9 protein-coding genes are annotated in these 13,178 nt (G+C 54.5%); 8 read left to right on the forward strand and 1 reads right to left on the reverse strand.

What is annotated here, in order from left to right:
* Positions 1-167: 167 nt before the first annotated feature.
* A complete protein-coding gene (locus RCI_RS15995; RefSeq protein WP_012037033.1) occupies positions 168-3,203 on the forward strand; it encodes a PAS domain S-box protein in 3,036 nt (1,011 codons plus the stop codon).
* Between the two features lie 317 nt (positions 3,204-3,520).
* Here RCI_RS15995 and RCI_RS13615 read toward each other — a convergent pair whose 3' ends face one another.
* Positions 3,521-4,168 (reverse strand): helix-turn-helix domain-containing protein, encoded by a 648-nt coding sequence (locus tag RCI_RS13615; protein WP_048198673.1) that lies wholly within the window; start codon positions 4,166-4,168, stop codon positions 3,521-3,523.
* Between the two features lie 72 nt (positions 4,169-4,240).
* Here RCI_RS13615 and ilvC point away from each other — a divergent pair, with 72 nt between their 5' ends.
* From ilvC to RCI_RS17105, 7 genes are all read left to right on the forward strand, one after another.
* A complete protein-coding gene (gene ilvC, locus RCI_RS13620; protein ID WP_012037035.1) occupies positions 4,241-5,239 on the forward strand; it encodes a ketol-acid reductoisomerase in 999 nt (332 codons plus the stop codon).
* A gap of 257 nt (positions 5,240-5,496) precedes the next feature.
* Positions 5,497-8,040 carry a cation-translocating P-type ATPase gene (locus tag RCI_RS13625; RefSeq protein WP_012037036.1) on the forward strand — a complete coding sequence of 848 codons (2,544 nt, stop codon included), beginning with the start codon at positions 5,497-5,499 and terminating at the stop codon, positions 8,038-8,040.
* Positions 8,041-8,173: 133 nt separating this feature from the next.
* On the forward strand, positions 8,174-8,956 hold the full coding sequence (locus RCI_RS16440) for a hypothetical protein (RefSeq protein ID WP_012037037.1): 783 nt from the start codon (positions 8,174-8,176) through the stop codon (positions 8,954-8,956).
* A gap of 493 nt (positions 8,957-9,449) precedes the next feature.
* Positions 9,450-10,025: an archaellin/type IV pilin N-terminal domain-containing protein gene (locus tag RCI_RS13640; RefSeq protein ID WP_012037038.1), complete on the forward strand. Its 576-nt coding sequence runs from the start codon at positions 9,450-9,452 to the stop codon at positions 10,023-10,025.
* Between the two features lie 80 nt (positions 10,026-10,105).
* Positions 10,106-10,681: an archaellin/type IV pilin N-terminal domain-containing protein gene (locus RCI_RS13645; protein WP_012037038.1), complete on the forward strand. Its 576-nt coding sequence runs from the start codon at positions 10,106-10,108 to the stop codon at positions 10,679-10,681.
* A gap of 682 nt (positions 10,682-11,363) precedes the next feature.
* Positions 11,364-12,758, forward strand: a complete 1,395-nt coding sequence (locus RCI_RS13650) for a hypothetical protein (RefSeq protein WP_012037039.1) — start codon at positions 11,364-11,366, stop codon at positions 12,756-12,758.
* A 266-nt stretch (positions 12,759-13,024) separates the two neighbouring features.
* The gene (locus tag RCI_RS17105) at positions 13,025-13,177 is read left to right on the forward strand and encodes a hypothetical protein (RefSeq protein ID WP_158308927.1); all 153 of its coding nucleotides are present in this window, start codon (positions 13,025-13,027) and stop codon (positions 13,175-13,177) included.
* Position 13,178: the final 1 nt, after the last annotated feature.

Here is a 13,178-nt window from a genome sequence, read left to right on the forward strand (position 1 = left end):
GGCGCAGATACCTTATTTACTGATATCGGAACCAGCTCTCGCCCGATCCTGCGGCGGCGATGCTCCTGTACCTCAACATAAACAAACCAAAAGAAAACCAAAAGATTATCATACTATAGCTTTATCATATCTGTTCAAAACAATTGTTAAATTGAGGTATACTGTCTGTGGGGGACGAACTAATTTTTAACCCCGGGCCCGGCGAAGAAATCCTGCGCCTGAGAAGCGAGGTAGCCAGTCTGCGGGAAGAGCTTGCGAAAAAAGACCTGGAACTGCAGCGGCTGACGCTGGCCGATGAAGCTTTGCGGGAAAGCCAGGAGAAGTATTTAGAGTTGTTTGAGCTGGGCAAGGAATCTCTCTTCCTCATCGACAACGATACTGGCAGACTTCTGGAAGCTAACACCGCGGCGACGGAGATGTATGGATACAGCCGGGACGAGCTGCTGCGGATGCGGAACGTCGACTTATCTGCAGAGCCGGAGGACACTCATAGAGTGACGACCGAGACGCCTGTGGGAGGAGTGGTAGTGCCTCTCCGCTATCACCGGAAGCGGGATGGCACCGTGTTCCCGGTCGAGATCACCGGCCGGTTCTTCTCCTGGAAAGGCAGGAAGGTCCACGTGGCAGCTATACGGGACATTTCCGAACGCTGCCAGACAGAAGCTTACCTTAGAAAGCTCAGCCTGCTGAAGGTACGGCTCCTCGGGATGGGCGACCTGAAAGCCCGGCTCCAGCAGATCGCCGACAGCGTGATCGATATCTTCGGCGCAGACTTCGCCCACATCTGGATGATCCGGGACGGAGACTTCTGCGAGAAAGGCTGCAGGTATGCGACTGTAGCCGGTGGAGAGCATGCCTGCAGGGATCGAAACCGGTGCCTGCACCTGATGGCAAGTTCCGGGCGCTACACTTCTATCAACGACGACTATCGCCGGGTACCGATCGGTAACTGCCAGATCGGGCGCATGATCATGGATGAGCCTGGCAAGTACATCACCAACGACGTCGTCAACAACCCCTTTGTAGATGATCGCGACCGGGCTCTGGGCCTCGGCCTGGTATCGCTGGCCGGCTTCCGCATCCTGTCCCGGGATGGTGAGGCCGTAGGTGCACTGGCGCTGTTCAAGAAGACGCCGATCAACCGCAACGAGGAGCTGCTGCTGGAGGACCTGGTCAGCACGACCTCCCAGGTCATCGTTGCTGGCAGGGCGGAAGAGGCTCTCAAAGCCAGCGAAACCCGGTTCCGCTCTCTGATTCAGCACTCCTCCGACATTGTCCGGATCATCGATCGGAATGGGCTGATCGTCTACGACTCCCCGTCATCCGAGCTTATCCTCGGCTATCCGCCGGGGTTCATGCTGGGCAAATCCCCCCTTGAGCTCATCCATCCCGCCGACCGAGACCGGGTTGCGCGGGACCTGAACGAGGTATTTGAGCAGAAGAACGACGGAAAGCCGACCGAGTTCAGGGTACGCAAGGCTGACGGCAGCTATCTTGAAGTGGAGTCCCTGGGTAGCAACATGCTCGGAGTGCCCGGAGTGGATGGCATTGTAGTCACGACTCGCCCGGTCGAGGACCGGAAGCGGGCCCAGGAGGCGCTACGCAGGAGCGAGAAAAAGTACCGGGAACTGGTGGAGAGCGCCAACAGCATCATCATCCGCTGGGACATGGATGGCACTATCACCTTCGTCAACGAGTTCGCCACTCGCTTCTTCGGCTACTCGGAAAGCGAGATGCTCGGGAAGAACCTGATCGGCCTGATAGTCCCCGGTGCCGATACCGGTGGCCAGTATATCAATACGCTGACCCGGAAGATCACCGAGCATCCGGAGCGATATCTTACCTCAGTAAAGAAGAACGTGCGGAAGAACGGCGAATTTGTGTGGATCTCATGGACCAACCGGCCTATCACGGACGATGCTGGCAATGTGATCGAGAACCTCTCTGTGGGAAACGACATAACTGCCCAGAAGCTGGTCGAAGATGAGCGAAAACTGACGGTCGAGTTCCTGCGCCTGGTCAACGAAAGCCAGGACACCCGTGACCTGGTCCATTCCGCTACTGCGTTTTTCCAGAGATATTCCGGGTGCGAAGCCGTGGGCGTCCGCCTGAAAGAATACGACGATTACCCTTACTACGAATACCGGGGCTTCTCAGGCGAGTTTATAGCGGCAGAGAACTACCTGTGCAGCCGTGACATCAATAGGCCGATCCTCTTCGAGGATGGCGAACCGATCTACGAATGCCTGTGCGGCAGCGTGATCAAGAATCGGGGCGACCCCTCTAAGCCATACTTCACCGCCCGGGGCAGCTTCTGGACGAACAGCACGACGGAACTGCTGGCCTGCCTCGGAGTGGCCGAGCGGCGGATGCTGAGCCGAAACCGGTGCAATAGATCAGGCTACGAATCTATGGCTCTGATCCCCCTGTGCTTCAGCGACGAACGAATGGGTCTACTGCAGCTGAACGACCGTAAAAAGGGGCGGTTCTCCCCCGAGTTCATCGCCCTCTGGGAGCGGCTCGCCGACTACCTGGCTGTAGCCCTCGCCAAGCTCCGCACAGAGGACGCGCTCAGGGAATCCCTGAAAGAGAAGGAAGTGCTGCTCAAAGAGGTCCACCACCGGGTGAAGAACAACCTCCAGATCATCACCAGCCTGCTTAACCTGCAGATGTCCCAGATGCAGGACCCGGACACCGTGACTGCCCTGACCGAGAGCCAGAGCAGGATCAGGTCTATGGCTCTCCTGCACGAGAAGCTATACCAGTCCAAAGATCTGTCGAGCATCGACTTCGGCGACTACCTGCGAGGCCTTATCTCATCCGCATACTGTACCTATGGGGTTAACGAGGGACTCATCCGGGTAGAGATCGACGCTGGCAACGTTCGGCTCGGCATTGATACCGCTATTCCCTGCGGGCTGATCATCAACGAGATCTCCACCAACGCCTTCAAATATGCATTTCCCCGGGACCGGCAGGGCACGCTGACCATTAAAGTATCCTCGGAAGAGTCCGGGCAGACAGAGCTAATAATCAGCGACGACGGCGTGGGCCTGCCCGAAGGCTTTGATATCGACAACGTGACTACCCTCGGCCTGCAACTCGTAGTCTCGCTGGTCCACCAGCTCGAAGGCGAGATCGAGCTCAAAAACGAAGGCGGAGTCACCTACCGCATCACCTTCAGGGAAAAGAGGCATGGCTGATACTGGAAAGCTGCAGTCGCCCTCTTGAATACACCACAGAGGTTCACGGAGTTGCTGTTTTACCACAGAGGCACAGAGACGCACAGAGATTTACTTTGTAATCGGGTAGCGCATCCATATCTTTCTTTTAACTTAAGGATCGGCCTACTTGCGTCATGCCTATATAATTGATACTACTGAAAAACTTCGACATTTGTCATCCTTAAAATAGGAAATTTCTCTGTGCGTCACTGTGTTTCTCTGTGCCTCTGTGGTTGACCGTTTCTCTGTGAGTCTCTGTGGTGAACAATTAGTGTGTAGTTGTGGTTTCAGCAGTTTCAGACCGGGTGCACGTATTTTTCCAGCACTTTTTTCTCAGCCTTGCGGAGGTGCTCGACGGCGGTGGATGCGGATATCCCGAGCCGGGCGGCGACGTCTTCTATGGAAGCCCTGCGGGGCGAGTCGAAGTATCCCATCTCTACTGCGGCAGTGAGGGCGGAGGTCTGGCGTTCGGTGAGGCCTTCGCTGGAGTGGGCCGAAGCGGAGCTCCTGATGTAGGCAATCTCAGCGTGCTTTTCGAGGCTGGCGATAGCCTCCTGTAGTTCTACCCTGGATGGTGCCATGATCTGCCAGTTCTCGATTCCATCCCTGATGACTGTCGGTCCGATGAAGACACAGTTCGTCTTTAGCAAATGCTCTAAGATAGAGCTCTGCTCAGCCCATGTTACCACTTCAGCCCGCCCCGAGCCCCGGGACAGGATGGAATATCGCCTGATCTCGGGCAGCTTTGCGAGGTAAGGCCCGAGGCTGGCCAGCGCGGGTGTCACTATCGTCTGGTAGCCGTATAGCTGCCTGTTCGGCAGCACATACGTGTACCGGACCAGGATTGTAGCGTTGAGCCCTTTAGAGAGCTTGTAGTGCCAGCAGTCGTGATGTTTTATGCCGATGCTGATGGTAATGCTATTGCCGGTCGGCGACCTGTCCATATATATCAATCACCGAATATGTTCGGGCTCAATCTTAAAGTAATCGGCCGAAGATGTAAGTATGGTGTTATAATGGCGACCATCTACTACGAGAAGGACGCAGATCTCAAGATCCTCAAAGGCAAGAAAATTGCGATCATCGGCTACGGCAGCCAGGGCATGGCCCAGTCCCAGAGCCTCAAGGACTCCGGCCTCGACGTCGTCGTAGGCCTCCGCAAGGGCGGAGCCTCCTGGGAGCAGGCAAAGAAGGACGGCATGAAAGTGGCTACCATCGAGGAAGCCGCTCAGCAGGCTGATTATATCCAGATGCTCATCCCTGACGAGTTGCAGGGCAAAGTGTACCACGAGCAGATCGAGCCGTATATGAAGAAGGGCAAGATCCTCGGTTTCTCTCACGGGTTTAACATCCACTACGGCATGATCAAGCCCGGCAAGGACATCGACGTCGTCATGATCGCCCCCAAGAGCCCGGGCCACCTCGTCAGGAGGATGTACCAGCAGGGCGCAGGCGTGCCGGCCCTCGTCGCCATTCAGCAGGACGCCTCCAAAAAGGCGCTGCAGTACGCCCTCGCCTATGCGGCAGGCATCGGCTGCACCAGGGCAGGCGTGCTCGCGACCACCTTCAAGGAAGAGACCGAGACCGACCTGTTCGGCGAGCAGGTAGACCTCTGCGGCGGCTGCACCGAAATGGTCAAGGCTTCGTTTGAGACCCTCGTCAACGCCGGCTACCAGCCTGAAATTGCGTACTTCGAGACCCTGCACGAGCTCAAGCTCATCGTCGACCTCATGTACGAGGGTGGCATGGCGGCCATGTGGGACAGCGTCTCCGACACCGCCCAGTACGGCGGCATGACCCGGGGCAGGAGGATCATCAACGAGCAGAGCCGCATGGAAATGTGGCGCACCCTCGAAGAGATCCAGGACGGCCGCTTTGCGAGAGAGTGGGTTCTGGAGAACATGGCCGGCAGGCCTCACTTCAACGCCCTGACCCAGCAGGATGCAGAGCATCCGATCGAGATCGTGGGTAAAGAATTGAGATCCATGATGCCGTGGCTGAAACAGAAAAAATAAGCTTTCAGCTTGGCTCTACCATGCCTTGCGGCATGCTGGCCCGTCGGAGTTGAAAGGCTCCGATCTGGCGCAACAAAGAGGGCGACCTGGCGAAACAAATCTTTAACCACAGTAGCCCAATTCTCATTTTTAATGGGTTCTCCGGACGAGCTTCTGTCATTGCTGTTAAGATCATAATCCCCGCCTCACCTTCATCACCATATATACTGTACTGATCACCATAGCTCTGTCACCGAGCAGCATGTGGTCGCCAGCCTATGGATTCCGTAAAAATAACTAAGTGGTGGGCAATCTCTGGAGATGAGGCGCTTAAATACCTGCACATCGACGTCCGCAGAGGCCTTTCGGCAGCACGGGTATCGGATAGCCGGGCACGGCACGGCGTGAATGCTGTTGAGCTTGCCAGGCCAACGGCCATCATATCTCTTCTCGCGGACAGCCTCCGCCAGCCGATGATTCTCCTGCTCCTCTCGATCGCCGGGCTTTCGCTTCTCTTCGGTAAATACCTGGAAGCCGTAGTCATGGCTTTTGTCATCATCGCTTACGTCGTCGTGGAGTTCCTCAACAAGTTCCGCACGGACCGGGTGATGGCCGGGCTGAAACGGCTCACGCTTCCCACGACGAGGGTGATCCGGGAGGGGAAAGTGACTGAGGTTCCTGCGGAGGATATTGTAGTCGGCGATCTTCTCGTTCTCTCCCCTGGCTTCAGCGTTCCCGCCGATGCCAGGCTTCTTGAAGCCGGCGGCCTGCTGGTAGACGAGGCTTCGCTGACGGGTGAATCCGGGCCGGTGCTCAAAGACTCAGATGCAATACTGCCTGACGAAACACCCCTGCCGGACCGGGTTAACTGTCTCTATGCCGGCACATCCATCCTGGATGGGGAAGGAAAAGCCATTGTCGTCTCGGTGGGGGAGAGGACCGAGATGGGTCGTATCGGAGTAGCTCTCCGGACGTACGAAAAAGGAAAGACTCTGCTGCAGGAAGCGATGACCAGGCTGGCGAAAGTGCTCACTTTGCTGGCTATCCTCGTCAGTCTCCTGATTCCCGCCGTCGGCTTCCTTCGGGGGCTGGACCTTCAGCAGATGGTCCTTACCTGGCTCGCCCTCACCTTTCTCATGATCCCCGGCCAGCCGCCCATCATCATCCAGATGTCTCTGGCGCTGGCCTCTTTCAGGCTCGCCGGGAGGAAGATCGTGGTGAAGCGGCTGCAAGGAGCCGAGTCGATGGGCTCGGTCACAGCCATCCTGACGGACAAGACTGGCACACTCACGGAGAACCGGATGACGCTCAGGGGGATAGTACCGGCTGATGGCAGGGAACGATCGCCGGCTGAAATCCCTGCAGATATCCGGGAGGCCATAGCGTACTCTCTCCCCCGGTATCCCCGGGATCCCACAGACCTGGCCCTTGCAGAAGCCCTCACCGAGCCCGGAGGCGATCGGCCGATGCCTGCCTTTTCCGAGGGCTTTTCTACCGGGCGACAGTGGCGGACGTTCTCCTATCGTAAAGGCGGTGAATATCTCTATGCTATCTCTGGAAGCCCTGAGGCGCTGATCTGGCGCTCCCGGCTTTCCCCGGGGGTGAAAGCGCATTTGCTCGATATCGCGGAAGAACAGGCCCGCGAGGGCAGGCGTGTTACGGCTATAGCGTCGGGCTCAGGCACTGAGAAACGGCCTGAGAGGCTGGAAGGCCTGCGTTTCGTCGGGCTGGCTGTCATCGAGGATCCGGTACGGCCAGGGGTAAGAGAGTCGATAAGAACGCTTGAGGATGCCGGTATAAAGACGTATATTCTTACGGGCGATCACCCGGGCACCGCAAAAGCCGTGGCAGAAACAGCGGGCATCAGGGGAGGTCTTATGGCCGGAGCAGAGCTGAGCCCCCAAGACGAACGGCAGCTGCAGAATACGCTGAAAGACGTCCGAGTCTATGCACGGATTACTCCGGCCCAGAAACTGGCGATCGTTAAAGCGGCCAGGGATGCCGGGGAAGAGGTTGCCTTCGTCGGCGACGGCGTCAACGATTCTCCGGCCATCAAAGCAGCAAACGTCGGAATAGCGATGGGCGGGATAGGCACTGACCTGGCGAAAGATGCGGCAGATCTGGTGCTTACCGATGATCACTACGCCCGCCTGGCAGATGCGGTGAGGATTGGCCGGACCGCGATTGACAACTTCCGCAAAGGGCTGACTTATTACCTTTCTGCCAAGGCTGTCCTGCTGGCCATATTCCTCGTGCCACTCGCGTTCGGCATACCCTTCCCGCTTGCCCCTATACACATCATCCTCGTCGAGCTGCTGATGGATCTGGCCTCTTCAACCATATTCGTCACCGAGCCCGAAGAGCCTGACGTAATAAAGCGCCCTCCCCGCAAAACGACGGACTTCCTCCGCCTGTCCATGGCGGGAGAGATCGCCAGAAATGGGGCCGGGCTGGCAATCGGAATTCTGGCAGTATATCTCTGGCTGTATTATACTACTGGTAACGTAGTCATGGCGCAGACGGCCGCTTTTGTCACCTGGCTGATCGGCCACATCCTGCTGGCCCTGAACCTGAAGCAGAAGGAATTACCACTGTTGAAGCAGGGCCTTATGTCCAACCGCTTCGGTGTATTGTGGCTGGCTGGAATGGTAGTGCTCTCGGTGACTATCACCAGCATGTCTGCCCTGCATCCTGTTCTTAAGACTTCGGGGCTGCCAGCGGCCGCATGGATCGCCATTATCGCTATAGCGATTATTTCGACGTGCTGGATAGAGGCTAAAAAATGGATCGAGTTGCTCTCTGCTCCTGCATCTGTCTCCTGAGCTGACGAACCGCCAACTCATGATCTTAGGCCGGAACCTTTTCTCGCGCAATTTTAATTGGTGAATTTATAAATAAATACCCTCCAGATTGACTGGTGGATTCATAACAGGTATTATGTGGGGAGGATTGTGAATGAAACCAATGACATGTGCAGTTATTCTTCTGTCGCTGCTCTTGGTAGCGGGGACTGCGGTAGCGCAGCAGTTGGGTGCCGGCCAGCAGCAAGTGGCCGGTCTCCCGCAAGGCGCACAGCCTGCGGGCGTGCAGCAGCCCCTGGTGCAGCAGGGCATGCAGCCTGGCATGCAACAGCAGCCTCAGTATGGCGGCCAGCAACAGCAACAGCAACAGCAACAGCAACAGCAACAGCAACAGCAACAGCAGCAGCCCGGCGTCCTGAACATACCGCCCGCGCCCGCGAAGCCCGTGGCGAACATGGCTTACGGCAACAACGAGCGGGCTGCCATCATCGGCGAGCAGCTCTCTCAAGGCTCTCAGGGCAACGCCAACGTGTACGTCAGTGAGAACCCCAACAAGACGGTTTCCCTCGACGTTAAGCTGTTGGTCAGCGGCGACCCGTACGGCATGGCAGGCACCATGGCCAACCTCACGTACATGGTCAGCTCGATCTACAGCTTCACTGACATGAAGGGCAGCGACATCCTGCTTACCGTATACGATCCTGCCGGTAATGTGATCACTACGGCCAGGTTCTCTGACGCAAAGAACGCGTTCGAGTACTATCGCATACCGCCGCAGGCAGCCGTCACACCTGCTCCTGTCGCTCAGCCCGGGTATCCGCAGCAGCCTGGGTATCAGCAGCCCGGGTATCAGCAGCCGGGATACCCACAGCCAGGTTACGGTCAGCCGTCATACGGCCAGCCCTCCGGCGGTGCGCCAGCTTACGGATACCGGTGACGCATAGCGTTTCATCCAGTAGATACTATAGTCCATGCTACGCCGTTCCAGCCGGGTGCGGCGCGGGCTGTAGTATCTCTGTTTTTTAAGCACGGGGGCTGATTACTTCCTGTTTTTACAAATAGCTTAAGAATATTACACATTGCTAATTGCATTATCGCCCGAATCAGGCAGCATTTCTATTATATTATACATCTTCCTTTTCGGGATGATAGCTTACATAATTGGAAACGACCTCTGATCTGGCATTTGTCCATATTATTATTATCATAATTAACTGTCATATTATAGTCGCATGTTTTACTTTATTGAAACAAACTCAATTTTGTTATATTTTTGTAATTCCATAACCAATTTTCCATATCTGAAATTATTTACGAATAATTTCGCAACAATTAGAAAAAATTTATATTAGCACCCAGTCAAGTAGCTAATAGTGATAGCTAGGAGAATCCTAAGAGTTCTGGCTATAATGTAATGTGAGGTTAATACGATGAAAAGCAACAGAAGGAAATTCCAGAAGAACGATGCGGCTTTCACGGGTCTTGAGGCTGCTATAGTGCTCATCGCTTTCGTGGTGGTTGCTGCTGTCTTCTCTTACGTCATGCTGGGTGCAGGTTTCTTCACTTCGCAGAAGAGCAAGGAAGTCGTGCACACAGGTGTAGATCAGGCAACGTCTTCGATTGAGATGGCCGGCGATGTCGTCGGTATTGGTGCTTCTGGTAACCTGACTGGTCTTATGATGACCCTGCAGATTACCGCTGGTAACAACCCGGTTGACATTAACAAGACGATTATCTCGTACAGGACGGCAAATGTCTACAATGAAAGTGTGTTCGACGGAACCTCCTGGGAAGAAGGTGGACAGGTAAAGTGGATCCAGCAGACTAATGAGAACAACTTGCTGGAGAAGTACGAGAAGGTTCAGCTGAAGATCAACATCGCTGAGGATGAGCAGGTTGGGCCTAACACCAAGATCACTCTCGAGGTTAAGCCTCCGACTGGTGCAGTCCTGTCGGTCTCGGTTACCACTCCGCCCGCAATTGAACCCATAATGTCGTTATTCTAAGCTGAAGCGGTGCCGTAAGGCACCCACAGCCCTTTATAAAAATTACAAGGTGAACCTAAAATACGTGTGAGGTTAATACGATGAAAAGCAACAGAAGGAAATTCCAGAAGAACGATGCGGCTTTCACGGGTCTTGAGGCTGCTATAGTGCTCATCGCTTTCGTGGTGGTTGCTGCTGTCTTCTCTTACGTCATGCTGGGTGCAGGTTTCTTCACTTCGCAGAAGAGCAAGGAAGTCGTGCACACAGGTGTAGATCAGGCAACGTCTTCGATTGAGATGGCCGGCGATGTCGTCGGTATTGGTGCTTCTGGTAACCTGACTGGTCTTATGATGACCCTGCAGATTACCGCTGGTAACAACCCGGTTGACATTAACAAGACGATTATCTCGTACAGGACGGCAAATGTCTACAATGAAAGTGTGTTCGACGGAACCTCCTGGGAAGAAGGTGGACAGGTAAAGTGGATCCAGCAGACTAATGAGAACAACTTGCTGGAGAAGTACGAGAAGGTTCAGCTGAAGATCAACATCGCTGAGGATGAGCAGGTTGGGCCTAACACCAAGATCACTCTCGAGGTTAAGCCTCCGACTGGTGCAGTCCTGTCGGTCTCGGTTACCACTCCGCCCGCAATTGAACCCATAATGTCGTTATTCTAAGCTGAAGCGGTGCCGTAAGGCACCCACAGCCCTTTATTTCCCAATAGTCCGCGTTTTTATATCTTTATTCAGCTTTATAGTGGCACTTCTTTTCACCAGTTCTTCAATTAAAGGGCTGTGCGGAATGGGATAACAAGTATACTGGCATCAGGACCTACATCGTTACTATGTCAAGTTTCCTGGCATTGATCGGTTGCCTCTCGATAGTCTGTTCAGCAATTTCAAGATCGTATTGGGCATACGCATGGATTGATGGCTGCAAGGCTCACCGGAATGCTCCATAAACAGCACCTTGACTTGTATTGTATAATAACTTCCACCTGTACTACCTGGTCAGCTCTGTATCGCCTTTCCACTGACCATCTTCCAGGCAGGCTTTTCTATAGCTGGCGCATACAATCCCTGCCTGAAATTTTTTCGGCAACGGTTGTTGCAATTTTGCAAATAAAATTCTTTAATCTCATTTTTTATACAAAAACTATATTATAAGCAATTGTCAATTTTTTAGATGCTTAAGGTGCACTAATAGTGCCGATTAGGCCCCATAAACCTGGACAGCGTATGTCTTTCTACAATCTAGCAACGCTGATCTCTGGTCTTCAAAGCACGGGGTCTGACAGGCATAGCTTGAGCATTTATTGAACATGCCTGCACAGCAAACGCCTGTGTGGAGGTGTTGCAAATGGACCAGAGCGAAGTAACACAGATCCTCATGGATGCCGAACTATCACAGGGTTGCAAATGCAACCAGATAGAAAAGGAATTCATGATACTCAAGGGCTCGATTAAAAAACTGATCCTCGATATCAGGGAACAGATGAACGCCGCGGAGAACCCTTTCAGCAACATCCAGATGCTCCAGATGCCGCCCCCGGCCCCGGTCATCAAGGAAGATCCGATCGAGTTCGAGATGCCAGATGAGGAAGAAGAGAAGAAAGCGGCAGAAGATAAGGCAAAGGCAGAAGCAGCCAGGCAGGCAGAAAAGGAGAGAACTATGGCTCAGGAGAAGAATGCTGGCAATTACACCGGGTGTCCTTACGCGGCGAGAGTGAGCGAGGCGCACATGCACAATAACTGCCCGCTGTCGGCCTCAGTTAACAGCCCGGCTCAAGGCTGCCCTCTGGCGAAGAGGGCGGAGACTCCAAACCGGTCTTACGAGACTAACGCTCATTATCTTGAACTGCTAACTTATCTGCTGCAACTGATCGAGCAGTCCAGACCTGCCGATCGGGCAACGGGAAATGCCGGATTAGATCGCTATTCTGGCGGCCTCGCCCGCTCTGGCGAAAGGCACGTCTGTTCTGCATGCGGCAGGCCTGTGAGCCCCGATTATGATGTGCACCACAGGGGAAGCAGCTGGCCGTATTCTTATCCTCATTACCCTCACTATCCTCCTCAGGAGCACTGGCCTGACCGGTGGGGATACGGGATGTACCACGAGGCTTACGGACAGCCTTACTACGATCCTCGTCAGTTCTTCTACGAGCATCCTGAGTACGAGCCGGCACATTATGGCTATCCTTACTATGGCTATGAGGCTGAAGCTGGCGAGGCTGATCCCAGGTACCGTCCGCAGAATGCCGGGCGGCACAGAGATGCCAGATATCCTCCCGAGTACTATTACCGGGGCCATGGCGACCGGCGCTACTATTGGCATGAACCATATGGGTTCAGGCAGGAGCCTGTCAGAGACATGTATGAGCGGGACTACTATCGGCCTGCATCTGGTCCCCGGAGAGTATACCGGGGGACTGCCGGCCTTCCTGAAGACCGCTACTATGGGCCTGCGCCCGATGAGCTGCGAGGGCCTGCACGTTACCGCCCGGTCCAGAGGCGGCATCAGGAGCCTTCTCCACTATACCGGGGCTATGACACTGATGAAGACGAGTTCGAAATAACCGAGCCCTTGCCGGATATTGACTTGCTGCCGAACGAGCCTGAGCAGGAGGAAGAGCCTCTCCGGATCCGGAAGAGGGCCCGTAACGTCAGGATCGTGCCAGAGCCCGGACTCCCGCAGATTGTGGATCAGCCCAACCCCAGGCCCCGACGGAGCAGGGCTGTCAAGCACAGGGCTTGAGCACAGCAGGCATGGCTGACCATGCCTGTCACTCTACTTTTTTCTGGCGACCAGCATTTACCCTGTAGTATCCATTTTCAGTTTTACAATTAATAAATGGGAAATAATCTGCTGATACTTCTACTTTTGAAATTAAATTCACTTAATTTCGCATTCTGTACAAAAAATATATTATAACACTGGCCGAGTTTTATGTGTAATTACGGCACGCTACACGTGTGCTTGCATGCATAGAAGTGTAAGAAAGCCAGCTGGAGTAACTGAACATGACCCAGATCAATCGCGACAAAACAGGTGTTCACCGGACCAGTTATTATCTTTATACGCCTGCAGCGGGCGCAATCAGTAATTGCTATGCGTTGCCTGCACCGCAGGCGACGGCTGAAATTCAGTCGCAAACCCGGGGAGTGACGGGCTAGA

Source organism: Methanocella arvoryzae MRE50 (genome assembly GCF_000063445.1).
GTDB lineage: Archaea > Halobacteriota > Methanocellia > Methanocellales > Methanocellaceae > Methanocella_A > Methanocella_A arvoryzae.

Bases quoted from the DNA above. Each gene is read 5' to 3' on its own strand.
- RCI_RS13615 (WP_048198673.1), bottom strand. From the start codon at position 4,168: ATGGACAGGTCGCCGACCGGCAATAGCATTACCATCAGCATCGGCATA.
- ilvC (WP_012037035.1), top strand. From the start codon at position 4,241: ATGGCGACCATCTACTACGAGAAGGACGCAGATCTCAAGATCCTCAAA.
- RCI_RS13625 (WP_012037036.1), top strand. From the start codon at position 5,497: ATGGATTCCGTAAAAATAACTAAGTGGTGGGCAATCTCTGGAGATGAG.
- RCI_RS16440 (WP_012037037.1), top strand. From the start codon at position 8,174: ATGAAACCAATGACATGTGCAGTTATTCTTCTGTCGCTGCTCTTGGTA.
- RCI_RS13640 (WP_012037038.1), top strand. From the start codon at position 9,450: ATGAAAAGCAACAGAAGGAAATTCCAGAAGAACGATGCGGCTTTCACG.
- RCI_RS13645 (WP_012037038.1), top strand. From the start codon at position 10,106: ATGAAAAGCAACAGAAGGAAATTCCAGAAGAACGATGCGGCTTTCACG.
- RCI_RS13650 (WP_012037039.1), top strand. From the start codon at position 11,364: ATGGACCAGAGCGAAGTAACACAGATCCTCATGGATGCCGAACTATCA.
- RCI_RS17105 (WP_158308927.1), top strand. From the start codon at position 13,025: ATGACCCAGATCAATCGCGACAAAACAGGTGTTCACCGGACCAGTTAT.